We start from the raw sequence: 23,812 nt of genomic DNA, 5'->3' as shown, positions 1-23,812 counted from the left end.
AATGCCTCACACGGTCGCCGGCGTCAACAGGTATCAGCGAACTGGAACAAGGCCTGCCTGGTCGACCGGGTCGGGGTGCCGATGCCTGATCGGCGAGGCGATGCCATCGTTGACGCGAAGGGGTGCCACCCCGACGACAGCCGCCATCGCTCATCTGAGTCAGGCCAATTCTGCTCGGCACCTACGGCTCTCGTTGAACCCGACCGGCAGGCCGGCCGCCATAGTTTCGAGCGCCGGGCTATCGGCCAGCTCCCTGGCACCCCGCCTTCCGGCGCTGAACGAGCACAGTCGATCGTTGCATCGTGGAACTGTGCGCTTGCCGTGAAGGCGCCGGTCCAGCGGCGCCTGTTCGCACTCACTCGGTTGGCGGAAGCCCGCGCCGGCGCGTTCACCCTGGAGCCGGCGGGCGACTGTGACTCGGCGGCATCCGACGTCGCTGCTGCTTCTCGCGGAGAGTCAGAACCGGGTGCGTCTGTCAGATCGGCCGCGGCAGCGTCTGCGGCAGTCTCGCCCTTTCCACGCTCCCTCGCAGGCGCGTCGGTCGGGGTCGACGTCTCCGCCGTGGAATCGGAACCGGCGACGTCCGTCTGGACGAGAGCTCGGCGGTACCGGCTCAGCTCCGTCACGGCCGAGTCGTACTTGATGGCGAGCTTGTCCGCGAGGAGGCTCGGTGACCAGCGCTGCTCGTAGGCCATCCGAATGATTTCTCGTCGTTCGCAGTTGCGCATGGGGACTTGTTCGCCGCTCAGGCGACGAACGATGACGACCTCGTCGGCCGCGACCGCTCCCGTGGCCCGCTCGCGCTCGTGACTACGCGCCTTAGGATTGTCGATCTCGTCGTCGTCCCATCCGAGAGGCGGCACCAGTCCTTCTGCGCGTGCTTGTTCACGGAGGTCGGCGTCGGGTCCGGGGCGCATGGAAAGCTCGTCGTAGATCTCGTCGACCGCTTCCCACAGCTCGCTCGGGATGAGACCTTTTTCCGGCATCGAGGTGACAACGTCGACCTCGACGTTCAACCGGTGAGCGAGGCTCGGATCGCCGTAGCCCATGGCGTTGAGTGCACGCAGTCGGCGGCGAGCCCCCACTGCTGGGGTCAGATCACGCCCACGGCTGGGGTGAAAAGTGATCGAGAGGATCGCGTCCGCGATGGCGGAGGTGGTGGTGCGAGTCGAAGTGCTCCTCAGCGACCGGATTGTCGCGACCGGCACAGAGGCCAGGTCAGCGATCAGAGCGGTCGTCATGCCGGCGCACATCAGGGCGTTGATGCGGTAGCGCACATCAACCGTGTCGACAGATGTATCGACGTGACGGGCAGGTGTCCAAGCCTGCCCGTCACGTCCCCCTAAACCCGACTGTCGCGATGTCTGGAACCACCCGTCGTCGCGACTGGGCAAAGCAGACCGGGCGGGGAATCCGGCTGCATTCAGTCTAGCTAGCTGAGCGGCGCATACGGACGAGCGTGCGTCGCGTCGATGCGCAGAAGTCTGGGACAAGGGTGGGGCAGCTGAAACGGTAGTCGTCATCGGATGCTCTTTTCCGTTTAGCGGCTGGTCAGGCCGCATGTACGTGGGAACTGTTCGTACTCGAGCGCACCGGGTTCGAGTTCAGCGAGTGATCGTCAGCGCTGCACCGCATCGCATTTACCACTGGAATTTAAACCCGGTATGCAACGATGGTATCTACATCTTCAATAGGATGTCCAGCGATGAACGGAAAATCGCAGTGAGAGCGCCCCTGAACGGCTTCCAGCCCCAGGCCCTCGAGGACGCGCGCACTACTGCCGGAATCACGCGCGGCGACCTTTCCCGCGCAATAGGCGTCGACCCGACCACCATCCACAACTGGGAAACCTCGCGAACGCACCCTCAGCCCGACCACCTCGCCCGGGCCGCCGAGAAGCTGGGAATACCCCTCGACCGCCTCGTCGTCGTCCCGGAAGACAGTCGGACCATCGCCGACCTGCGGAATCTTGCGGGATTGACGCAGAAACACGTCGCAAACCGAACCGGACTCAGCACCACCACCATCGGCCGAATCGAGCGAGGCGAAGGAAGCCTGTCCGATCGCCATGCCACAGCACTCGCTGAGGCTCTGCGCCTGGAAGAACGGACAATCCGCGACGCATTCATCCGCGCACGGAATCGACCGCTTCCTTCTCGATAGCTCGGCAACAATCACCACCGCGTTCATGCACTATCCCCGCGGCGCAACCGCTGCTGCCGACGACGATCGATGGAGCGCCGTGCTCCGCTGAGAGCCAGAGTCGCAGCGAGCACCAGAACTGCCGCGACGATGATCAGCCGGCGGAGGTCGAGACCGGCACCTTCCGTGCCAGGGATAGTCACCAGCGGTGATGCCGAGGCCGCAACGATGAGATCGTGAGCGAGCAGCCACGCAGTTGCCTTGGTCGACATCTCTGGAAGAGCCGCGACAAGGAGGCCCAGAATCAATGGGGCCGCCATCAACAGAGATAGTTGGTCCTCGTCGGACAGGCCTGTTGCATTCTGCGCGGGTTGAATGGGCCGCTGAGGTTGACTGGGGTGCATGGGATCTCCCTCCTAAACTGGCTTCTATCTGGAGGAAGATCCGGTGCAGCGGGCTTGTGTGACAGACGGCGGCGTTCTTTTTCACAGCCCAGCGAAAGCCGTATAGCTCACGCCCGAGGCAGGCTGCATATCTCGAAGGAGCCGCGGGCCGCGCCGAGAGCTGTGCAAGCGGAGACCAGCGAACTTTCGCAGCGCTGAAGACCTAATCGAATCGCCCCCGCTCTCCTTGAGGGCGGGGGCGATTCTTCACGCAGGCACGTCAATCGACGATCTTGAACCCTGCTGTAGCGAAGGCTTCATCGAACTCGGAGACTCCCTCGAAGTGGTCGACGAGCCGCGCAAAATCGTACTCCCAGCTGCTGGTGACAACGTCGCCCTCGTCGGGGCCCGAGAACTGCTCGTGTGCCCAGGGCAGGAGGACGCGACCTCCGTCAACGACCACGAGGAGCACTCGATCGACGAGAGAGCCGCGGTAGAAGATGTCGCCTATTGAGATCCAGACGTCCTCGTTGTGGAAGTTCTTCGCCCAGTCGAAGCTTCGAGGTGGCCCTGCTGCCGGCGTCGCGCAATCCCCTGAAGTCGAGATCGAGTCCCCAAGCAATCGAGATGTCGAGGTCGTCTCTCAAGATGGCGACGTTGCCGTGGCTCTCGACCTCGTTCTCGATCGCGTCGGTCTTGCCGACCAACGCCGTGACCGTCCTGTCGCGGTAGCTTGGCCCGGCGCCACCACCCCAGCAGTGGATGTGATTCCAATCCTCAGTTGTTGTTTCGCGGATCATCTTCCGCAGCTCGTCCAGCTTCATTGGCTCCCCCTCGTTGGTGTGGGAACGGGATCTGTTTGATCCGGATATTGTAATAGATCAATAGTTACACTAACTGGGGAATTGAGTACTTGCAGTGCCAGCCACGGCTAACCGTAGGGTTCTGACCCACTTAGCAGACTGATCGGCGTTAAACTCGTGCTGCTTTTCGGGGCCATACCGAAGGGGAGACGCAGTTTCCGAAAAGAGCAGGTTCCTAATCTTATCGGTCTCAGAATTCGCAAGTGTCAAGAAGAGCTTCGACACCTGATCCATAGCCCTTACAATAAGGTCTGTACCGGCACCGATACTAAAGGTCGTATAGAAATCATCGAGCGGCGTTCGCCTGTGATCGCATAGGGAGGAAAGGACAGAGTCCACATCTTCGTGTAGCCACGATAGGTTCTTCTCCATCCGCCGAATACGCACCTGCTCATCGATTAATTTCCATTTGTTCGTTATAGAAATCCACTTAACTCGATAGTCGGCCGAATCTGGAATCATAGGCTTGGCAGCGAAGAGCATCTCTTTTATATCCTCGCCAGCAACACGCAGACAGTTGCTTAGACTCTCGTCGTCGCCTTCATCCAAGTGCTGCCGGGCAGAGGTCAACGTAGCTCGATAGAGTTCGATCATCGGCGGCGTTCTAACAATCAGTACTTCTTCGAGATCGTCATCGCACAGGTTCAGCGCCGCATCTCGAAACCCCGTCCAAGCCTCGGCCGTCAGGGTGTTAATTGCTTCTGCTTCGATCAGGTCGGCACGCTGTTCGACGACTGTTGCGATAATGAAGAATGCGACAGGAACGCCGATACAGAACCCAATCAGTGCAGTCAGCACGTTGAGGGTGAAGGCCAAACCGGTCCACACGTCGTGCAGATCACCGACTACGCCCGCAGCGACTCCGCACCATCCAGCAACGAACATGATGCCGAGAATCCATCGGACTGACAGTGGCGTGTGCTTGAACGCCGCCTTGAAGTTCATAGGCATATGCTGCCCGGTCCAGGTGTCGAGGAATCGACCCGACTCGACGTTAGCGGGAATCCCCATCTGATAGAGAGTTCGATCCTGAGCCGAATCCCCCGACCAGAACGACCATCGAGGCGGTCTGGGAAGCCAGCCTCTATGTCTCAACTGGCGTAGTCCCTGCTCAGCGCCATAGCCACCGTTCGAAAGGAACCTCTGGAGGGACGGTCAGCTCGCCGCAGAACAAGCTGTCGGACGCCCTTCCCGGACCGGCCGTTTCTGGACACCGGATCCCTGGATGATCGCCCGCGCCGATACCCTTCGCACTGTCAACGACAGGAAGGACGTGATGGTGGCTCGCAAAGGACGTGCTCAGAAGGGCGAATCAGACGTCGAGCTGCTTGCCCACCGCATGGTCGAACACAACTCTTCTGTGTGGCTGGACCCGTATGACGACGGTAGCGAGAACGGAATGGTCGACTACCGGGTCTTCGACAAACCCGAGATCGACGAGTGTCGGCGGTGCATCGGAGTCCTGGAAGTGGGTTCGATTACCAACTCCGACTACCGCAGCTCTGTTGGCCAATACCGGCAGCGGTTCAGGGGGTTCGACGATTCCACTCTGTCTTGTTGTTGGGCTGTCATGTGTGAGTTCGGCGTGACTTTTCGGGGCTTACAGGAGCGATTGAGTCCACTGCTCCGCAAGCTGGAGGACAAGGGCGTAGATGCCCTTGTCCGAGGCAGGCGAGATACCAGCACGGTGGAGCTCGAACGCGAACTCAACGCCATCGCAGGAGTTGTCCAGATAGTGAGGGTCCGCGAAGGCGAGCGGTCAACGCGAGTGGCCATAGACTTCATGTCGCACGCCACAGGGACCACGACTCCCGACAGCACGGTCGAGGTCGTCGAGGCGTTCCTGGCCAGTGACAATAAGGACCCAGCCGGTATCCGCAAAAAGGTCATGTCGGAACCGGAGCTCCCCTATCACGGCGTGTACCTCCACCTCGACGGTGCTCCAGAGCCCGTGCAGGACTCGCAGTTCGGCGAGCACCGTCACTTCGCGGCGCCGCTCCAGTTCGACAAGATGCCCAGCCGTTCACCCAAACTGCCCGAGGGGTTCACGGACCTGTGGCTCATTGGGAGGTTCGGACAAGGCTGGCACTGGGATCGCGAGTCGGGATGGACCTTCGTCGCAGCTCCCCCGTTCGGCCCGCAAGAGCAGCCCTGATCCTTCGGACGCCGGACAGCGTGCGCTCGGGGTGACCTGGTCAGAAGACGGTCAGGTCCACGCGGTACACACCGCCGTCGGGATTGATCGACTCGAATCGATCCGCTATGGAGAGCCGTCCCGTTGCCAGCTCAGCCAGATACATGGATGGGTTTGCGAATCGATACGTAGGAACTATCAGGTAAGGCGAGGTCGCCGAACTCATCGGTGTCGCTTCGCCAGGTCAGTGACAGCAATGAGTCTTCGATGATGTCCGGTTCGGGATCGGTGTCTACGACGACCCATTCGTCGATGTCCTCCATCAGCAACAGGTCCCCGAGTGCTACATCGGCAGCGCGAACATCGCGGACCGGCCCGTACTGGTCCTCGTAGGTGTCAGGTGAATCCTCCGGTATTCCGAAGACCTCGGCTCCGCCGTCCGCCGGAATCTCTGGTTCGGTTGCTGCTGTCTCTTTGACCAGGGCTAGTCGAGCGCGTGAGGACTCCCCCCGAGCGGCGGAGGATTCACCGAGTTGTGGAGCAGAGAGCTGATCGAGGAACGAGGCGGCGTCAGTGGCGCCGTTCTTGACGGCCGTCGGGGTGCGGTAGTCGTCGAGCTCTACCGCCGCTTCGTTGGTGGGCTCGGCGCGGCCCCCGAGCAGCCCGAGAAGCGCCGTCGGTGACGCGAGACGCCGATCGGTTTCGTGGGTCATCTTCGCTCTTCTGAGTACCGGATCGAGGTCGGGCCGGTCGCTGGCCAGTACCCATTCGGCCTCGATGTAGTCGAAGTACGTCAGCGGTGTTGGATCGGACATGTCGTCGGTGGCGTCGATGTCCGGAAGTTCGTCCGGTGGGACGATCAGCAATCGCGGATGGCGTGTTATCGGCGGTCGGAGGGTGTCGAGCAGATCGGACTCGAAGGTGCCGGCGCGCGTCTTGCGGGGGTCGGGTACGCGGTAGCACTGGATCTCGATGGGCTGATAGTTGTCGGTGACGGTGGTGCCGCGGCCGCGGCACTTGCGGGGCACGCTGGTACCGATCGTCGGTGATTGCCACATCATGAGCGCCCCTTGTGGTGAGAGCCGGCCCATGGAGATGCGCATGGCGAAGTTGTCACGCATGTCGCCGAGGAAGTACTGCGCGTCGGGACGCTGAGTTCCAAAGACTAGATGCACTCGCGAGGTTCGGGCCTTGCGTGCCATCGACGCCAGCATGTTGAGCACCGGTGGCTGTCGGGTGCCGCCTTTCGGCTTGACCCTGGAGTACCAATCTTCGACGTTGCCGCGGAACTCGGCCCATTCGTCGAGAAAGACCAGTACTGGTTCGAAGTCCGCTTCGGTCGCCTCACCGGTAACGATCTTCTGGTAGCGGAACTCCATGAGATCGCGGGCGCGGTGGACCAACGCCACTTGCTGCTCGATGGTCGTAGCGACGACTTGTACGTTGGGCCAGTCCTGGAATCCCAGGAATTCGACGTACTTGCCGTCGAGGACCCAGATCGGCCATCCACGTCGCGAGAAGTTGACCAACAGATTGTGGGCGGTCACGGTCTTACCGCTTCCGGGTGGGCCGATCAGCATCAGGTTCGGGTCGATCGCCGGCCTCCACACAACCTCGTTGCCGTCTTCGTCGATTCCGTACGGAATTTCCACCGAGTCGTAACTGGCCAAGAGATCGGCCCCGGGGTCGAGGTCCGGTGCCGGCAACCAGACGCTGTCCGGGAATGCTGTGCGTTGCTCGAATCGAACCCAATCCGTTTCAAGGTTCCACCGTGCTCTCCAGCGACCGGGCAACGTCGCGCTCATTCCTCGTTCGACGCGGGTCCGGTAGCCATCCGATTCCAGTTTCGGACCAAGTTCATGACGTACTTCCATTGAGGTCACTTCGCCGGTTTCGGCGGCGACGTCGATTGCGGTTACGGTCGCGGTCGGGCCCAACAGCTGGGCGATGATCCGCTTCGCGCGCACAACCTGGTCGCTGTCGGAGACTTCTCGTTCCGGCTCGGCAGCGGGCGTGAAGATCAGGCGCCGGCGGGCGGGGTCGTGCTTGTCGAGTTCGAAGAAACCCCACCCTTGATCTTCGAAGACCCCGCAGATATCAGCGAGCCACGTCTCGTCATTCAGTGCCTGTGTCGAGTCGTAGTGCACGGTGAGTTTCCCCGGAAGTCCCGGCCATCCACGACTCCATTTCGACGTCGACAGCACCGCCCGGGTGGCCTCCGGCAGCCCCACGATCGGGCACAGCCTTTCGATCACCTCGTCGACGTCGACATCGCGAAGCTGCTTACGTTTGCCGGCTACTCCGGCGTAGACGGCAGCGATCGACAAGCCCGCCGCGGCGGGCATCGCGAGGGCGCTGTATCCGAACAGAGGAGCGGCGGCGCTGGCACCGACCGCGGTGGTACCCAAGCAGAAACTGTCGCGAAGCCAGGTGTGCGGCCGCGGCGGCAAGGAACTGATTCGGGGAGAGCGTGCAAACCGCGCACCACTTTGCTGCGGAGGTGTGGTTGTCATCGCCAGGCCTCGCCTTCACCAGTCGGCGAGGAGATCACGAGCGTGCCGGCACCGCGATTGCCTTCCGCTCGCCGATTCGTACTTCCTGACTCGGCGTATCCAACTGTCGATCCGTGCCGCGGCCACCTTGCGTTCGCAGTTCGCTGATCAGTTCGCATTTCCACGCTGCTCCCTCCTGCGCGAGCGAGCACACCACCTCGCCGCTGATTGATCTCTCCTACTCGGAGGAAGATCCCGGTAAGGGAGCTTGTGTGACACGCGCTGGCCAAGTTTTCTGATCCGCGCTCGCTCCACATCTGGAGGCGGTGCGCTCATCGCCTCATGGTGGAGTCCTCTGGGAGGCATCCCATCCTCATCCCATTGACCCGACCTTGCGACACCGCCATGCCGGTACGGCAATCCCCTGTCCTGGCTCAGTGAATCTGATGCCGCCGACCTGCGGTGCGTCAGATTGTCTGAGCCGCAATGTTCGACTTCGCCTCACTGAATCTGATGCGCGTGGAATTTGTTGGCGTGCCGCCCGACCGATTGCACATGGCCTGAGTCCCGACGCACGAGGACGTCGACCGCGACCAGGGGACCCGGCATCAGATTCACCGAGTCAGGCATCAGATCGACCGTCGGCCGCATCTGATCTGCTGAGTCGGCATCAGATGCACTGAGCCGGGACATCCCCGATTTGCACCACCACCCCCTTGACACGTGGGTTACGCTCCGAACAGCGCAACGAAGACAGCATGGACGGAGCGAATCCCCCGCGTAGGGATATATTTCCGCTCAGGCAACAACCCATCTCACGCGTGTTGATCCGTTCCTTGACCCTCGCGTGCGTACCTGTCCTTGGTGCCATGCCACTGATCTCGCTGGTCTCGCACAACGATCGCGAACCCGTCCCAACGCCGTCCCGCCACCGCCGGCATCCGTAACGGGTTCAACCGGCAGGGCTCCTCTGAACGAACAGTTCGGCGTTGCCGCTCGCTCGCGGCAGGGGCGGAAGAAATGGTTGCTCCTCCCGTCCGAGTAACGCTGCCGGCCGGGCAGCAGTCAGTTACCCTGGGCCTGGGTTTGCAGTACGAGTTTCACGAGTTTCGAATGCGCCAACTTTCGACCTCACCTCAGAAAAGTGACGGCCCGGCCAAGGCCATAAGCGGAGGACCTGCCAAGTCCTCCTCGCGAAAACACCCCCGCCAGGGGGTTTTTCGTGTCGCTGAAGATCTGCGCTGATGTCCCGAGGCGGGACCGCTTACCCCTTATTGCCAAGGGGTCGGACTTCACCCGGGACGGGCATGAATTCGCCTCACCCTGCCCGAGTGCGCACTTTCCACTACCGAGCGGTGGGTGGCCGGCCTTAGTGCCGGGCGCCGATCTTCGGTGTGGCAATAACGTCCGAGCGAGTGTCAGGCCGACAACTTCTTCATGTGCTCACGCACGGCCGGCACGTATGCCTGAGTCTGGCCGAATGGCGGAATCCCGCCGTAGGTGACGACGGCACCCTCCCCGCCGTTGTAGGCGGCGATGATCAGATCGGTGAAGTCGCCGTTGACGGCTCCACTGTCGTGATGCGGTCGAAGGTAGTCGGCGATGTGGCAGAGATAGTGCCCTTCCGAGGCGATCGCGTCGTACGGATTGAACGGGTCGGCAGCGTTCGGTGGTTCCGCTTTTCCGTTTCGATCTAGACCGGAATCCGTACCGAAAGCCTTCCAGGTCTCCGGCATGAACTGACTCATTCCTTCGGCGCCGCCCTGGTTTACGCCATCGCCCTTGCTGACGGCCTTTTCGTTGAACCCGGACTCTTGTTGAACGATGCCGGCAATCAGAACCGGGCTCACCTCTGGGCACAGAGACCCAGCAGCCGAGACTGCGTTGGTGTATTGCGGCGGGATGCTGCCAGGGGCGAACTTGGTCTGATCACCGCCCTCTGGCGGGCACGGCTCCGTGGTGGTCGTACCGCCCGGAGCGCTGCCGTAGTGGGAGTCGACGGTCGGCATCCCGCCGCCCTCGAGTGTGACGTGTACGTGGTCGAAGTGGTTTGCGGTGTAGCCGTGACGGTCCTCCATCAGTGACCAGTCACCGGTGCCATCCCAGTAGCGCTGTTGCCAGATCAAGTACTCGACGTTGAGGGCCACTTTGTTCTGTTGGAGGTACAGGGCGATCTTGTCGCCGAGCGCCTTCCCTTGGGCGCTCGCGGAGTCGGGAATCATGATGTCGACCGCGCGGCCGTCGGGGTGGTCCTGGGCGACGTCGCCGGTGGGGCGCCATCCGCCGATGGTGGCGATCTCGGGGAAGGCCGCCGCGATTGTGCGCATGACGCGGATGGAGTCGACCTGCATGTGCGCTTCGCTGCCTTTGTCGGCGGGCAGCGGTGGTAGATCGCCACCGGTGGAATGTGCGACCAGCTCTGCTGGTCCTCCATTGGGCGATATGGTTCCTTGTTGTTTGAGCCACGGAATGGGATCTACTCCGCCGCCCAGTGACCAGCCTCCGGGGTAGATGCCGAAGTGAAGATGCGGTCCACTCGACTGTCCTTCGCTGCCCACCTTGCCGATCAGTTGGCCCGCTTTGACCTTGTCTCCGGTGTGGACGAGGACCCCGGACGCCTGCATGTGCCCGTATAGGGATTCGACGATCTGGCCCTCGATGGTGTGCCGGATCCGAATCCAGTGTCCGTAGCCGGCGGCGGGCTCTGCGGCGATGACTTCGCCGTCACCGGCGGCGTAGAACGGGGTGTCCAGTGGTGCTGCGTAGTCCTGGCCGTCGTGCATGCCTCCCTCGCGCATACCGAAGGGTGAGCTGATTGTGTAGGTGCCTTCGGCCATCGGGACCGCGAGGGATCCGGGCTTGATTCCCATGAGGCTGCCGCCGCCGGCGTCTGGCACAGGTTGACCGCAGTTCGTGTCACTACCGGTCGTCGCGAGGATGACCAGTATCGGAGCCATCATGATGACCATGGCGAAGGCGGGTATTCCGGCGAGCAGCCACCACCACTTTTTCGAGCTGCCTTCCTGTGTGTCCGGGGTCGACGGTGGTGTGTCGAGGAGCGTCATCAGCGAGCTCGGTGGGCCAGTGCGCTCGGCTTGACTACCGGCGCGGATCCGGACTGCGCTGCGGCAGCGAGCAGCTGAGCAGTCTTCGACGCTGAACCGTTGGGGATCCCTGTTTCAGGAGAGGCGGGTCTGGCTGGTCGCGGGGTGCGGCTCGGTGTAGTCGGCAACATCACCGGCGCCCCAGACGTGGTGGTGAATTCGCGGAATCGGCGACCGTCAGGGCTACTGGTCGTCGTGGCCGAGGCGCGGACCTGGCCAGGATTGGCGACCGGCAATGACGGGGCGACCCCGATGGGGTGCTTGATGCCGGCCTTGTCCGACACCGCCGTTTTCGACAGTCGACTCCGGACAGCGTCGGCAGCAGCGTTCGTAGCGGCGGTTCCACGACTGGTCTGGGCACCGACCGTGCCTGAGGTGGACTTCGGGTAGCTGTCGGGATCGGCGATCGAGTCGACCTTGTTCTTCGCTCGCTTCGCCGTCGAGGAGAGGACCCGTCCGGCAACCAGCACTGCAGCTGCCCCGCCGGTTGCTGCGGTCGACGTGGCTCCGGCTGCGACTTTTCCGGTCGTTGCCGCGGCAGTGCCGGACTTCTTCGCTAGTGCTCCTGCCCCCTTCACCGCGGCCTTTCCGCCCTGGTACAGGTGGCGTCCGTTGGCGGCCATCGCAGCGATGTCGCGCGCTGTGGTGGGCGTTGAGCGACTAATGGCGGTCGGTGCGGCGTTGGGCCGTTTAGCCAGAATTGTTGCCAGGTTGTCCGACAGTCGCTTCATTCCCTTGACCGCTCGGCGGAAGAGGAGAAGTGCGGTGACCAGGAAGATGTCGACGAAGAACACCGTGCGGATCAGGTTCGATTCGTCTGCAGCGAAGAGATCCTCGACGACCATGACGTATCCCACGAGGAAGACGATGGCGAAGATCATCTGCAGCAACGCCATTGCGACGTTGGCAATGGTCCGCCAGAACTGCCCGCGCATCGAGGGTGCGATGGCGAGGACGACTCCTGGTATCGATTTGATGGCATTGCCGATCGAGACACCTGCGGCGATGATCAATCGGCCGGCGAGGTAGATCGCGAAGGCCATGAGGAGTGCGCCGGCGAAGATCAGGAAAAACAGGCCCATTGCTTGTCCGGGACCGGGGTTGTCGGCATAGGCCTTCATCGGCCCGTCCTCCCCCTCACATTTGGCGATGGCATCTTTGACGCGGTCTTCCGGTTTCGCGTCGGGATTGATCAGGTCAAGGGCTACGCCTGCCCCAGGGGCGATCTCGGAGACGACGTCCTGCGCTTTGTCCGCGAGTCCAGGCTCCTTGGGCTTCACGAGGTACGCGGCGTCGAACTCTTTGACGCATTTCCCGTTGTTTTCCGGGGCATCGAGAACGACTCCGAAGTTGATCAGTTGCGTTGGTTGGCGGATGAACGTGTCGACGAGTTTCGATTCGATCGTCTCGATCTCGGTCTGCGGGTTTCCGCTGGTATCACCACCGTTCGCCAGCCCTGAGGCGACTTCCAGGCCCGCATCTCGCGCCGACAGCACCAGCCCGTCGTCCCCGAGGACGCGATCAACCGGGTTCGAGAGAACGCCCACGGCCGCGGCCGCGATGACGCAGGACATGAGGAGCTCGTAGATTCCGGTGGAGAATCGGCCGCGGATGATCCAGATGGCGACGCTGAGTCCGGCGACTGTGAGCATCAGCGGGGTCAGCGCGAACTGGTCGGTGATGGAGGTGACCGAGTCGGCGATGGTGCGCACGGGTGTGAGGATCAGCTCGAGCCATTCGAACGAGAGCACCCAGGTGATGAACCAGATGGCCGTTGCCATCAGGAAGCGGAAGACCTCGTATTCGAGGGTGATGATGTACGCCCAGATCATGCGCCAGCCGCCGCCCACCGAGGCGTTGCCTTTGTCGATGGACAGGAAGTAGCCCCACGCGTCGATGCCGTGCGAATCTTTCAGATTCATCCAGGCGAAGAACGGGCTCGCACCGCCGCCGCCGGCGGGATCGGCGAGAGCCGGGGTGGCCACGACCATCAAGAGGGCGCCGGCCGCGTGCCAGCCGGCGATGAGACGGATGAGGAGCCGGCTCCACCAGCGTGCCCACAGCCAGCGGGTTACTGGACGGGTCAGGTGTATCAGTGCGGTCAGCCAGGATTGCGGAATCCATGCGGTGACAAGCCACAGCAGTGAGCGTTTGGCCGCGGCGCGGACACTGAAATACTCCCGGGGTTCGGGGGCGCCGACCACCTCCCGTTCACGGGAGGACGCCGCGGCCGCGGTCATGCTTTCACCAGCTTGTTGTCCTTCGGAGTGGTCGACACTGCACTTCGGCGAGACTCGGTTGCCGGCAGCAGCGTCTTGATACGACCGACGTTTCCGCTGCCATCGCGCATGTAACCTTCACCGCGGCGGTGCGGTTCGACGTACTTGTCTTTTCCGGTTACCGGAGCTGTCTGCTCCATGTATTGCTTGACCAGTCCGTAGTCGTCCGGGTCGAGGCCGAGCCATTCAATGGCGCGCTTGGCGAGGGTTTCGTCTGTATGCCGGTGCGCGATGCGGGTCTTGATCAGTCCGCGCAGCTTCGGGGTGCCGAACGCGCAGTCCTGGTCGCCGAGTCCCACGGCGGCAGAGGACTTGCGGCCCTGCAGCACGAAGTCCTCGACGATGTCGACTCCGTCGTCGGCGCCCAGGAGGTGGTGTGCCTCGTCGACGAGGAACAACGCCATCTGGTCGGGGTCGGCGAAGCACTGTCCGCGGGCGACCTTCGCGATCAGGGTGTACACCGCGTGACCGAACCGCTTCTCCAGCGGCAGGTTCTCATAGAGGTGCTGCTTCTCGGTCTGCAGCTGGGTCGGCAAGTCGACCTTGTGGGTGCGGAAAATGATGCCGGGAGCAGTAATGGGCAGCGGGGGTAGATCTTTGCCGAACAGTACCGCGGCGTAGGTGCGGCGGGCGTAGACGTTCATCGCTTCGCCGAGATCTTGGGCGTGGGCGATCGGGCAAGCCCCGGACAGGAGGTGTTCGGTCAGCTCGCCCAAACCTTGGTAGGGGTGCTCTGCGCGGTACTCGGGCTCGAGCACCTTCGCCAATGCGATGCCCAGGTCTGAGGAAGGCTGGATCCGGAGCAGTGTCAACAACACGGACTGGGCCATTTCTGCTGCGACCCCGGCCTCGAAGATCCTCAGTGGATCCATGCTGTATTCGGGTTCGACGAGGTCGACCACGACTGCCTCGGTGACGGCCTTGGCCCAATTGGCGTACTCGCCGAGATCGCTTTGGTCGATACCGATGACCTGCCCCCCGCAGTCGACGACCTGGCCGGCGATCACCTTCATGGTGACCGACTTGCCCGATCCGAGCTCACCGGTGACCGCGAAGGATCCGGACTGGTCGCGCAGGGACTTTCCGGCGACGTCGTGGTGAACCACACCGATCCGAGAAGTGGTGATGTTCAGTGCCAACAGCGGACCGCTGCCATCGCCGAGATCGTTGCGAATGAACGGCATGTACGCCGCGAAATGCGTCGATGTGGTGATCTGCGCGAACTCGCGGACGATCTTCGAGGTGGGAACGCCAGGCAACATCGCCCACCACAGGTCTTCCTGGTAGCCGACCGGCGCGACCACCTTGTATTCCTGCTGTTCGAACGCTTTCACCAATGCCTTCGCATCAGCGAGTGCACGCTCCTCGGAATCAGCTCCTACCGCGAACAACGCCGTCCAGGCAACCTCGACCTCATCGCGGTTCGTCTCGAGCAACGAGGTGTATTCGGTCAACGCGGCGGCAGCGAGGTCGAGAACACCTTGGCCGCCGGCCAACTCTCCTTCCCGCTGTTCGTACTGCTCCTTCAGGTTCTCGAGCGCGCGCTTGTTCGCTCGCATGACATCGGCACCGGCGGTGACCTTGAGCCGTACGGCAAAGTCGACATCGATATCGCCGAAGTCGTCAGCGAGGGTGAAGAACTCCGAGCCGGGGAAATAGACGCCACCGGCGGGGGTGTCAGCGAGCGCGAGGAGCACTTGGTAGGAGGCAGGGTGGTCGACGAATTCGTATGGCTGGTCGACTTTCAGGACCCGACTGAACGTCGGGACCTTGCCTCGCCAACCCGAAGCCTTCTCTCGATCCGATTGGGCGCCCTCGTCGATCCGGCATGCGGACAGGGCGGCACCTGACTTTGCTCCTGGCGTCACGGCTGCGTCGGGCAGGTCAGGGTCGACATGCAGTCCGCGCGTCATCGCGTGCTGCCACAGCCACACCATCTGAGCGGGAGTGGCAGGTTGCGCATCGAAGACACCGGGGATGTCGGCCATGATCCGGTTGGCCTGCCGGACACGGGCCCGGATCTCGTCATCATCAATTGCGGTCCGCGGCAGCCCGATGTAGTCGGAGAGTGTGGTCCAGGCCGAATGAGCCGCGGCCTTGACCTGATCGACGACCTTGGGTGTGGTCAGCGGAATGCTCAGCCAGTAGATCCTCTGCCCCGGGCGGTATAGCTCGATCGAGTCGAGAGTCGCTTCGCATTCGGTTGCCCAGTCCGGGTGTGCATCGAGATCGACGCCTTCGGTCATTCGGGAAACGACGGCTTCGGCGCTCAACGATGCTGCGATGCCCATCAACAGTGACTCGCCCGGCAGGGCGCGGACGAGCATCGTGTGCAGGGTACGAGCAGTGCGCTTGTCCACGTCGGGGCGGTAACCGTAGTCGATGCCCGTGAGCACGTAGTCCGCCCAGACAACGCCGGACTTCGTCCACCGGATGTTCGCGGCCATTGACAGTGTCGGCTGTTCCATAGTGGCGGTGCTTTCTACTCGGAGGTGCCTGCAGCAGCCAGAGCGAGGAGTTCCTTGACGCTCGATCGGCCGGCGCGATGGGTGGGCCCGCTTGCCGGTGTGGGCACCGGCGCGGAGGTCTGCGGTCGTGGTGCGACAGGTTCCGCCGATGCGGTTTCGGTGACCTCGGCGGCGGCGATGTGCACGGCCTGCGGGACGACCGTGGCGCTGAGTTCGGCGGCCGTGGGGTCGGCAGTGATGTAGCCACTCGGACGCACGAGGTGGGGTGGCCGGATGGTCACCCGGCGGCCGTTGATCTGGATCTTGGCACCGGCCGGCGCGAAGGCTGCGGCGCAGATTCCCTGTGCCACTGAGGCGGGGCTCCGGCCGGCAAACCGGAGTTTGCCAACGACAAAGACGGTGCCCAGTGACCAGAAGGCGAAGAATCCGACGTTCCAGGAAATGCTGTCCCGAAGCCACAGTGGATGCAGGAGCCACAGGAGCCCACCGACGATTGCGCCGCTGACGGCCTGCGGAACGGTATAGGGACCGAACGGCAGCTTCTTTCCGTCGGGTGTACGCCCGATCAGCTGCGGCACCTTGCGAGCGCGGGTGAAGTTCTTGATGACTTCCCCGGTGGTGCGCTCGTCGCTCATCGCAGCACCGGCCCACTCGTGACTTCATGCCGGCGAAGCCGCGAACCCGCTTCCGCAGTGCTAGCTACATCGAACACTGGAGCCTCCCTTGTAGAGGTCGGTCGCGCAATGAGGTCATTGCAGACAAGCGTCTTTCAACCGGTGCGAACGAGCGGAGATCACACGGGAAGGTCTAAGCCGGAACTCGGCTCGGCCACGAGGTGCACCGCGGCGGGAGCGCTCTCCAACTCCTCACCTGTCGAGTCCTTCAGGACGTCCATGTTGAAGACGACCCACAGTGCTGCACCACCGATGAGCGCTGATGTGATGAGTCGCGCAACTGTGAATGAGGCCATCAGATTCTTGAGAAGGAAGAACAAAACGAGGCAGCCGGCGGCCGACTGGAGGAGCAGCTTGCCGTCGCTGGTGAACTCCTGCGCCTTGTCGAAAAGCCCTACAGCGAGGACCGCGTTGTTGGGATCGGTGGCGGCGAGCGCAATGGACATGATGGGTTACCTTCCGGATGAATGAGGATCGGTTCCTGACGGGGAAAACAACGGCACGTCGCCGGCAGCCGGCACTGAAAGTGCGGGGGTCTGCCCTGATTCAGACGATGCGGGAACCTGACCTGAATCAGACGATGCGGATTCCGGGGCACCCGCACTCGGTGTGGTCGAGCTCGGTGCGGTCGTTGACGAGGATGGTGTTCGGGGTGCCGCCGGCGGGTACAACGGCGTTGCGTCAATTGCGCTGACCTCCCACCGGCCGCCGCGGGAGGTCATCGTCAGCGCGTACTGCCCACTGACCGAACCGACCTCTGTGACGTTCTGCGCTGCCGTCACCAGGAGGCGCACAACATCACCGTCAGGCAGCGGTGCCGATGCACTGGCAGCACTCAGGTCTTCCGACGAATAGACATCGGTGATTGCCACGCTGCGATACGGCGCCGGAACAATCGGTGCGATCGAAACCCCCGGCGTGAGATAGCGCGCTACTTCCCCGTTGCCGGTCAACATCGCGGACAGGAACTCGTGAGCGGACGTGGCGATGGGATGGTTGGCGACCCGGTACTTGTAGCCGAGTCTGACGTCGATCGAGGTCGACGGGCCAGCTACTGCGGCGGGGAGTGCGGCGGCCCTCACGCCCGCTTCGGTGACCACAACCGGCACCTGAAAGTAGCGACGAACAGTGGGCGCATTCGCATCAGTGGCGGCTCGAACTGACACCGAGACCGTCACCGCGTACGTCCGTGACTTCTGCTCGTAGTCGATCGACGCGACGGCCGGATCAGTCGCAGCAAACAACGGCGCGCTCGGAAGGCTCGGTTTTCCCGAGACGAAATGATCGAGTTCTTGTTCATCCCCACGCGTCGCCTGGAGCCAGGCAACGACGAACTGCCGAGCAAGATCTTCGGCTTTCGCCTGACCGACTGTGTCGACGTCTGTGGTGTCCTTGGTGGCGTTGTCGGTGAGGCTCCGGGTGGGCGAGGATCCGAAGACGACGAGGATCAGGGCAACTATTCCGGCGCCGAGCGCGGCGACGATTCCTGCCTTGAGAAGTCGGGTGGTCCACACCTGCCGAAGGCCCCACTGTGCACGCTCCGCGCGCGCCAACTCCTCGGCTTCGTCGACAACGGAGTCGACGACATTTTCAGACGCGGGATCGGTCTTGCTCATGGGGCTGCGGCCGAAGTTGTTGATTTTCGCGAGGTCGATTTTCATCGGATGCCGGCTTCTGTCGTCGGGTCGGACGTTGCGCAATCGGGGACGGAAACTGTGACGTCGAGTGCGGACGCCCGCGACAGCGCGGCGCGCGCGGCCGGGGCTTCGACGAACACCAACAGCCACAGCGAAGTGCTCGCCTCTTCATCGAGAGGGTTCACCGCCAGGGCTGCCGCGACTCGGCGGATCTCCTCGGTGACGGCGTGCACGTAGCCGAGATCGTGCAGCTGGGCTTGCAGCGAGTTGTCGAGCTCATGCATCCGGTCCTCCTGGCGACTGGGGTCTGGAAGAGCGCCACACAGAAAAAGTGGGCCTCTACTTGGAGGAAGATCCGGGTCCGGGGGCTTGAGTGACATCGCTCGCGAAACTTTTTTGAAGTTTTCTCTGCAGTCACCAAGGGGTTATTGCCTCCAGCCGAAAGAGCGCACGTGAGGGACACTTCCTGCCCACCGCCGCACAGCCGGAACCTTCACGGCAACAACGCCCTGGCAATAACGACAACCCCTCCGGCAACAACAAACACGCAGGTCAGAGGCAATATCCGGTTGCTGTACTGGGCGCGAGACCACCTCGCCCGCGCCCAAAGGAGACCGATCGTGGAAACGTCCACCCACGCACCCACCGCCACCACAGCTTCATCGGCAACGCCGGTCCGCAGCACCGCGCAGAGCAATCTGTACAGCCGCTTGAACACCGAGTGGATGTACCTCTGCACTCGCCCCGCAGCCGCCGCCGAAGTCTTGACGTGGTCGGTGAGCCAGGACGCGCTCCGCGAGGTCGCGGACCTCAACGATCTCGCCGCGGCGCACCGCCGAGATCGTGATGGTGTGCTTCTGGCGCTGCTGACACTGCATCAGGAAGGAAGCTCCCTTGCCGGGCGAGCGCTACTGCAGCTGATGCTCGGCAAGCTCATCTCCCTGACGCGCCACGCACGGGTCAGTGGGCACGATCGGTATCACGCGTGCGATGAGAGAGCTGCCTCCACTGTGGCCACGTTCATGTCACTGATCGCCACCTACAGGCCCTCCGGTGAGAACGTCTACGCGGCGCTCTTCCTGCACACGCTGAAGAAGATCACGCGCGAGGAAACCTTCGCCCAGGAGATCCCCGCCTCCGATGTCATGGACGAGTCCGACAGTGCTGAGAACGAACCGGAAGCGAACATCTCTGCTCCGGCGCTGCTCTCCTGGGCGGTCGAAAAGAAGGTCATCAACGACCTCGATCGCACCCTGATTCAGCGGGCATACCTCGAGCAGACCGATTGCGACCTGGCAGTGATTGCCGCGGAGATTGGGATGACTCCGGCAGCGCTTCGCCAGCGGCTCTACCGCGCGGTCACACGCATTCGTAAAAGTGTCGTCGCCTCCAACCCGCCGACTCCTCGACCCCGGTTTGCACGTGGTCGTCGTCGGGCTGCAACGACTACTGCGGCGATCTGATGACCCGTAGTCTCGCGCCTCTGTTCACCGTCATGGTCTTCATCGCGGCGGCGTTTCTTCTGACCGAAACGTCCTTGCTCCTCGAAGCGACGCGAGGATTCGATGCTGCACTCACCCACCCCACAATCGCTCGTCCCGGACTGCTCGCCGAGTCCTCGCATGTGATGAGCAGAGTCGCTCTCACTGTCGCTGACTTTCTCCCCCGCGACATCACCACTCATATCGACAGCGGTCGGGTCCTCGTGCCGGCGCTGTATCGCTGACGAAAAGAGAACACTCATGACGAACCTTCACACACCAACACCTGAGGCCGGTCACGCCAACTACAGCGCCCGGGTGCCCCTGCTCGTCGCCTCCCTGCTCGCTGCACTCCTCGCCTCCCTCATCGCGGTTGTGTCGCCAAGTCAGGCCGAGGCGGCGCCGGCATCATCGGGCTGCCCGGCAGTGGAAGTGGTGATGATGCCGGGAACGTTCGAAACGGACTCGACCGCTAATCCTGACGTCGCGAAGGGTCTACTCAAGCAGGTAACCGATCCTCTTTCCCAGCTGTTCGGCAGCTCCATCAAGATCACCTATCCGGCGTACGAAGCGTCCGCCTTCAACAAGGGCAAGACCTATGGCACCAGTAAGGCATCTGGCATCGCGGCCGGCGCGCGCGTGATGCAGACCCGTGCAACGCAATGCCCGAACACTCTGTTCGCACTCGGCGGCTACAGCCAGGGTGCGGACGTGGCCGGCGACTTGGCATGGTTGATCGGACACGACAAGGGACCGATCCCGGCAGAGAAGTTGATCGCCGTCGGTCTTGTTGCCGACCCACGGCAGAGTTCGAATGGCGACAACACTCTCGTCGGTCCTCCCATCGACGGAGTCGGGATCGCGGGGGCCAGGCCGGGCGGGTTCGGAAAGACAGCTGCAGTCACGCGTTCGTACTGCGCCCCCGACGACCTCTACTGCTCGACCAACGCCGGCAAGGATGGATTGCTCGCAGGACTTGGGCGAGTGCTTGCCCAGCCTCCGACTGCTTCCGCTCCGCAGCAGAGCGATGGATCTCAAACCACCACCGCGGGTCTGCAGAACGCCTTGGTGTCCGACTACTCGACGGTCAATCTTCCGGGATTGGCCGGCAACATCGAGACCCTGCAGCAGCAGCTGCAGTCCGGCGCTCCGGACCTGGAGAGCATGGAATCGGCGGCGACAGATGTTGCCAACACCCTTGTTCCGCTGGCCGATACGACTAGCTGGGTAACCCAGAATCCGGCCGTGGAACAGACGCTCATGACCGCGGACGCTTCGACTCCCGAATACGCCGCCGGCCAGATCGTCGACAAGGTCAAAGGCATCGACCTGAGGAGTGCATTTCAGGCCGCGGACACCATCGCGCGGACGGCTCAGAATGCCTCCACGCCGGATCAGGTGCAGCAGCTGCAGACATCGGTGGACACCTTGTCCAACCAGGTCTCCCCCCTGGCCGCCACTCCGGCTGATGGTCTGTCACTCGCGGCGGACGCCCTCTCGATCATCAAGCCGAGCGTGCTCATCAACCAGGTCACGCACATCGGGACGAACGCATTCGACCTCGCCAACAACATCCCTACAGTCCTCGACATCTTGTTCAACCGGATCCCGCACATTGTTCTCGATCCCGGTCTCGATCCGATGGCCAAGGTCAAGGCTGTCCACGCCGAGTTCGACCGCATCAACGTCCTATTCGAGCCACTCATCAAGCTCGCCGCCGGACTCGACTACAAGACCGCGGCGGCCCTGATCGCGATGATGCCCGACCCATCCGGCGCCGCACAGATCATCTCGATGATCGTCGGCCTCGTCGGGAACCTCGACATCATCGGTCTGGCCAACACCGCCGGCGAACTCCAAAAGCAGCTCTGGCACGCCATCGAGACCGGCGACATCATCGGAGCCGGCCTCGGCGCACTCCCCCACATCCTCGACTTCGCGAAGATCGCGGTGGGCACACTCAGCGGTGGCCAGAAGACCGAGGCGTCCAAGCTCGGTTCAGTGTCTGCGGCCACGACGACTGGACAGCAGATCACCCAGCAGTCACAGGCTGGGGACCTTGGAGGGCTCGCCTCGAGCCTCACCGCCTTGGCGGGCTCTGACGGTGCAGACGCCCTCTCCCAGATCGGTGCTGAAGGGCTCAAGTTCGCCTCATTCATCGGGTCCGGAACTCACCAAAACTACGGGGAGCTTGTCGTCGATGCATCAGGCACAACGGCCCTGCAGGACATGACCAACCACTTCCGTGATCCGATCGCCAAGGCCGTGGCGTAATCAGTCGTACCGAATCCGACCAACAGATCCACAAGCGCGGCGTCGCGACGAACCCTGCGCCATGGACCGACCGGCAACTAGGACTGCTCTCACTAGCATCGCGGGGTTTCGGCAGCCTCTGCCACACCGCCAGCGGATCCGCCCGGCTACGCTCAGCTCGACGCCTTGCAGGAGGTGGAACCATGTTCCGAACCGCTTCGATGCCCCGCAGCATGACTACTCTCGCTGGGATTGCACTCGCAGCATTGTTGCTAGCCGCCCCGACCGTGAGCGCAGCCCCGTCCGACACGGTCCTGCCGATCCCCTTCGCGGGACTGACCAACGGACCGACTGGATTGACTAACCAGCCGTCCAGCACGTTCATCACTGTCAGGACCAACCCAGACGAGCCGGGGATCACTCGAGTCCGCTGCGGCGCATACCCCTACTGCGATCTTGTTGTCCACTGGCGCAACCTATCGACCGGCGCGAGTGGCGCTGCGGACCTCTTTTACGGATCGAGCGCCCCGGGGGTCGTCCAGACCGGATCCGGGACGGTGGTCGCTGCCTTCACAGCGGGCGGTATGCCCGGTTACCTGGGCACCCCCACCGCGCTGCTACCGGGAGCTGGCGTTTGGACAGTGCCTTAGCTGTTCGCTGGTTGGGTGTGCAACGTCCATTGTGTGCCGTCGTGCCACCGGACAAGGCTCGCGTCTTGCTGGTCCGGGTACCAACCAGCAGTGAGACCCGGCGCCGGCGCGACGACAACGTGCACGGGGGTAGGACGTCTGTCGCCGAGTCTGACGAGAGCGCGGACCACGAGAACTGCGAGTGCGGCGATGCCGAGCACGAAGCCCCAGAAGATGACCTGAATTCCGGAGACGTCAACGCCGACTCCGGATGCCAAGAGGATGATGGCGGCAATACTGCCCAGGAACCATAGAATCCCGCGCATACGTCTGCCTTGTGCATCGGTCATGGTTTGCCGTCTGGGTCCGCCGATGCTCGGCGCCGCTTCCGGACTCGCAATCTGGCTGGCCGACGGGATGGCACGAGTTTGCGCCGTCCACTCGGTGCCGTTGTACCAGCGGACGAGCCGTGGGTTCGCCGGATCCGGATACCAGCCTGGCGAAGTGGTAGTCGTCACCCGCGCATCACATCAGACGAAATGGTGGACTGCTTCGCGTGACAAGTGCGGCCCGGGGGCGTACCAAATATTGCCGGGCTCACGCGCCTTCAGCTGGCCCCCTGTGCACAACGAGAAGTTCGTTGGCTCCGATGATAGAACCGAGCGCAGCTCAAGCGAGTTCTTCGCACCGGCGAATACATTCGCGCAATGGATACCACACAAGCGCAGCTACCCTGCACGCCATGGCTCCCCTTCACCGTTTGAATACCGTGGCGATCTGTTCGTCGCACACGTGACGACGTCAGGAAGCGGTGACGGTATTCCCCAGGTGAAGGACATCGCTGCCATCAACATGAGCACCGGAGGGTACTGGAACATCACCTTTCCGAGTCACGGCGAGCTCACAGACGACGCCACTGCGATACTCGGTCTCGGACTCTCGCGAGGAGCATAGAGGGGCACATCGCCGGCGGATTCCACCCCGACGCACATATGCGATTGCTCACTCAACTGTTCGGCGAAGTCAACCTCTCCCCCACCTGGCATCAGAGCGCTGATATCAGGCAATTGACAGCTGGCGCTTTAGGGATCCCACCGACTCACACACCCACTGCGGAACAGACGTGCAACCTCTGGGGCATTTCGGTCAGGAACGCCCGCCACAGCGCCGCTCAGATGGCAAAGGCGGCCGCCGCTTGCTTTGACGCGCTCGAACATTTCGCAGCTGCAGGCCGGACTGCCAGTGTCGATCCGATGACGAACTGAGTGACAGA

The 23,812-nt window shown here is 62.8% G+C and carries 19 protein-coding genes and 1 pseudogene; 5 read left to right on the top strand and 15 right to left on the bottom strand.

The window, feature by feature from the left end; translation table 11 throughout:
* Positions 1-23: 23 nt before the first annotated feature.
* Positions 24-1,394 (bottom strand): hypothetical protein, encoded by a 1,371-nt coding sequence (locus tag PSR88_RS37040; protein WP_237727097.1) that lies wholly within the window; start codon positions 1,392-1,394, stop codon positions 24-26.
* A gap of 166 nt (positions 1,395-1,560) precedes the next feature.
* Between PSR88_RS37040 and PSR88_RS37035 the strand changes: the two genes are divergently transcribed.
* Positions 1,561-2,163 (top strand): helix-turn-helix domain-containing protein, encoded by a 603-nt coding sequence (locus PSR88_RS37035; RefSeq protein ID WP_011599903.1) that lies wholly within the window; start codon positions 1,561-1,563, stop codon positions 2,161-2,163.
* Positions 2,164-2,186: 23 nt separating this feature from the next.
* On the opposite strand, the gene PSR88_RS37030 is transcribed toward PSR88_RS37035, so the two are convergent.
* The 4 genes from PSR88_RS37030 to PSR88_RS37015 form a co-directional block, all read right to left on the bottom strand.
* Entirely contained in the window at positions 2,187-2,546 is a 360-nt protein-coding gene (locus PSR88_RS37030; protein ID WP_011599902.1) for a hypothetical protein, read from the bottom strand.
* Positions 2,547-2,805: 259 nt separating this feature from the next.
* Positions 2,806-2,988, bottom strand: a complete 183-nt coding sequence (locus PSR88_RS37025; RefSeq protein WP_011599901.1) for a hypothetical protein — start codon at positions 2,986-2,988, stop codon at positions 2,806-2,808.
* Positions 2,978-3,349, bottom strand: coding sequence for a hypothetical protein (locus PSR88_RS37020; protein WP_011599900.1), 372 nt, complete (start codon positions 3,347-3,349; stop codon positions 2,978-2,980). The genes PSR88_RS37025 and PSR88_RS37020 overlap by 11 nt, the downstream gene beginning before the upstream one ends.
* Positions 3,350-3,418: 69 nt before the next feature.
* Positions 3,419-4,333 carry a hypothetical protein gene (locus PSR88_RS37015; RefSeq protein WP_148228529.1) on the bottom strand — a complete coding sequence of 305 codons (915 nt, stop codon included), beginning with the start codon at positions 4,331-4,333 and terminating at the stop codon, positions 3,419-3,421.
* Between the two features lie 280 nt (positions 4,334-4,613).
* Between PSR88_RS37015 and PSR88_RS37010 the strand changes: the two genes are divergently transcribed.
* Positions 4,614-5,543, top strand: a complete 930-nt coding sequence (locus PSR88_RS37010; protein ID WP_011599897.1) for a hypothetical protein — start codon at positions 4,614-4,616, stop codon at positions 5,541-5,543.
* A gap of 131 nt (positions 5,544-5,674) precedes the next feature.
* Here the strand turns inward: PSR88_RS37010 and PSR88_RS37005 are convergent, their stop codons facing one another.
* From PSR88_RS37005 to PSR88_RS36970, 8 genes are all read right to left on the bottom strand, one after another.
* Complete coding sequence (locus tag PSR88_RS37005) at positions 5,675-8,035, bottom strand: FtsK/SpoIIIE domain-containing protein (protein WP_011599896.1); 2,361 nt, start codon at positions 8,033-8,035, stop codon at positions 5,675-5,677.
* Between the two features lie 1,397 nt (positions 8,036-9,432).
* On the bottom strand, positions 9,433-11,079 hold the full coding sequence (locus PSR88_RS37000; protein WP_011599895.1) for a M23 family metallopeptidase: 1,647 nt from the start codon (positions 11,077-11,079) through the stop codon (positions 9,433-9,435).
* On the bottom strand, positions 11,079-13,358 hold the full coding sequence (locus PSR88_RS36995; protein WP_016880436.1) for a hypothetical protein: 2,280 nt from the start codon (positions 13,356-13,358) through the stop codon (positions 11,079-11,081). Before PSR88_RS36995 ends, PSR88_RS37000 begins: the two co-directional genes overlap by 1 nt.
* Positions 13,355-15,865, bottom strand: a complete 2,511-nt coding sequence (locus PSR88_RS36990) for an ATP-binding protein (RefSeq protein WP_011599893.1) — start codon at positions 15,863-15,865, stop codon at positions 13,355-13,357. Before PSR88_RS36990 ends, PSR88_RS36995 begins: the two co-directional genes overlap by 4 nt.
* A gap of 14 nt (positions 15,866-15,879) precedes the next feature.
* Positions 15,880-16,500: a hypothetical protein gene (locus PSR88_RS36985; RefSeq protein WP_011599892.1), complete on the bottom strand. Its 621-nt coding sequence runs from the start codon at positions 16,498-16,500 to the stop codon at positions 15,880-15,882.
* Between the two features lie 158 nt (positions 16,501-16,658).
* Complete coding sequence (locus PSR88_RS36980; protein ID WP_005563479.1) at positions 16,659-16,985, bottom strand: hypothetical protein; 327 nt, start codon at positions 16,983-16,985, stop codon at positions 16,659-16,661.
* Positions 16,986-16,991: 6 nt separating this feature from the next.
* Positions 16,992-18,200 carry a conjugal transfer protein gene (locus PSR88_RS36975; protein ID WP_011599891.1) on the bottom strand — a complete coding sequence of 403 codons (1,209 nt, stop codon included), beginning with the start codon at positions 18,198-18,200 and terminating at the stop codon, positions 16,992-16,994.
* Positions 18,197-18,460 carry a hypothetical protein gene (locus tag PSR88_RS36970; protein WP_016880438.1) on the bottom strand — a complete coding sequence of 88 codons (264 nt, stop codon included), beginning with the start codon at positions 18,458-18,460 and terminating at the stop codon, positions 18,197-18,199. Before PSR88_RS36970 ends, PSR88_RS36975 begins: the two co-directional genes overlap by 4 nt.
* Positions 18,461-18,796: 336 nt before the next feature.
* Between PSR88_RS36970 and PSR88_RS36965 the strand changes: the two genes are divergently transcribed.
* Genes PSR88_RS36965 through PSR88_RS36955 form a run of 3 tightly spaced genes read left to right on the top strand, consistent with a single transcriptional unit; the run spans position 18,797 to position 21,931 of the window.
* Positions 18,797-19,639, top strand: coding sequence for a sigma-70 family RNA polymerase sigma factor (locus tag PSR88_RS36965; RefSeq protein WP_011599889.1), 843 nt, complete (start codon positions 18,797-18,799; stop codon positions 19,637-19,639).
* Positions 19,639-19,902 carry a hypothetical protein gene (locus tag PSR88_RS36960; RefSeq protein WP_016880439.1) on the top strand — a complete coding sequence of 88 codons (264 nt, stop codon included), beginning with the start codon at positions 19,639-19,641 and terminating at the stop codon, positions 19,900-19,902. The genes PSR88_RS36965 and PSR88_RS36960 overlap by 1 nt, the downstream gene beginning before the upstream one ends.
* Positions 19,903-19,918: 16 nt before the next feature.
* Positions 19,919-21,931: a cutinase family protein gene (locus PSR88_RS36955; protein ID WP_011599887.1), complete on the top strand. Its 2,013-nt coding sequence runs from the start codon at positions 19,919-19,921 to the stop codon at positions 21,929-21,931.
* Between the two features lie 625 nt (positions 21,932-22,556).
* On the opposite strand, the gene PSR88_RS36950 is transcribed toward PSR88_RS36955, so the two are convergent.
* Positions 22,557-22,889: a DUF2510 domain-containing protein gene (locus PSR88_RS36950; RefSeq protein ID WP_237723821.1), complete on the bottom strand. Its 333-nt coding sequence runs from the start codon at positions 22,887-22,889 to the stop codon at positions 22,557-22,559.
* Positions 22,890-22,958: 69 nt separating this feature from the next.
* A pseudogene (locus PSR88_RS36945) lies at positions 22,959-23,057 on the bottom strand (DUF2510 domain-containing protein); the annotation flags it as partial.
* Positions 23,058-23,812 lie beyond the last annotated feature (755 nt).

Source organism: Rhodococcus sp. DK176, from assembly GCF_038447315.2.
Classification (GTDB): Bacteria; Actinomycetota; Actinomycetes; order Mycobacteriales; family Mycobacteriaceae; genus Rhodococcus_F; species Rhodococcus_F jostii_A.
Note: the sequence above shows the minus strand (reverse complement) of the source record. Positions and strands in the feature narration are given on the sequence as shown.

Bases quoted from the DNA above. Each gene is read 5' to 3' on its own strand.
- PSR88_RS36995 (WP_016880436.1), bottom strand. From the start codon at position 13,358: ATGACCGCGGCCGCGGCGTCCTCCCGTGAACGGGAGGTGGTCGGCGCC.
- PSR88_RS36985 (WP_011599892.1), bottom strand. From the start codon at position 16,500: ATGAGCGACGAGCGCACCACCGGGGAAGTCATCAAGAACTTCACCCGC.
- PSR88_RS37005 (WP_011599896.1), bottom strand. From the start codon at position 8,035: ATGACAACCACACCTCCGCAGCAAAGTGGTGCGCGGTTTGCACGCTCT.
- PSR88_RS36960 (WP_016880439.1), top strand. From the start codon at position 19,639: ATGACCCGTAGTCTCGCGCCTCTGTTCACCGTCATGGTCTTCATCGCG.
- PSR88_RS37015 (WP_148228529.1), bottom strand. From the start codon at position 4,333: ATGAACTTCAAGGCGGCGTTCAAGCACACGCCACTGTCAGTCCGATGG.
- PSR88_RS36955 (WP_011599887.1), top strand. From the start codon at position 19,919: ATGACGAACCTTCACACACCAACACCTGAGGCCGGTCACGCCAACTAC.
- PSR88_RS36980 (WP_005563479.1), bottom strand. From the start codon at position 16,985: ATGTCCATTGCGCTCGCCGCCACCGATCCCAACAACGCGGTCCTCGCT.
- PSR88_RS37035 (WP_011599903.1), top strand. From the start codon at position 1,561: ATGTACGTGGGAACTGTTCGTACTCGAGCGCACCGGGTTCGAGTTCAG.
- PSR88_RS36970 (WP_016880438.1), bottom strand. From the start codon at position 18,460: ATGCATGAGCTCGACAACTCGCTGCAAGCCCAGCTGCACGATCTCGGC.
- PSR88_RS37020 (WP_011599900.1), bottom strand. From the start codon at position 3,349: ATGAAGCTGGACGAGCTGCGGAAGATGATCCGCGAAACAACAACTGAG.
- PSR88_RS37000 (WP_011599895.1), bottom strand. From the start codon at position 11,079: ATGACGCTCCTCGACACACCACCGTCGACCCCGGACACACAGGAAGGC.
- PSR88_RS36990 (WP_011599893.1), bottom strand. From the start codon at position 15,865: ATGGAACAGCCGACACTGTCAATGGCCGCGAACATCCGGTGGACGAAG.
- PSR88_RS37010 (WP_011599897.1), top strand. From the start codon at position 4,614: ATGATCGCCCGCGCCGATACCCTTCGCACTGTCAACGACAGGAAGGAC.
- PSR88_RS36950 (WP_237723821.1), bottom strand. From the start codon at position 22,889: ATGACCGATGCACAAGGCAGACGTATGCGCGGGATTCTATGGTTCCTG.
- PSR88_RS36975 (WP_011599891.1), bottom strand. From the start codon at position 18,200: ATGAAAATCGACCTCGCGAAAATCAACAACTTCGGCCGCAGCCCCATG.
- PSR88_RS37030 (WP_011599902.1), bottom strand. From the start codon at position 2,546: ATGCACCCCAGTCAACCTCAGCGGCCCATTCAACCCGCGCAGAATGCA.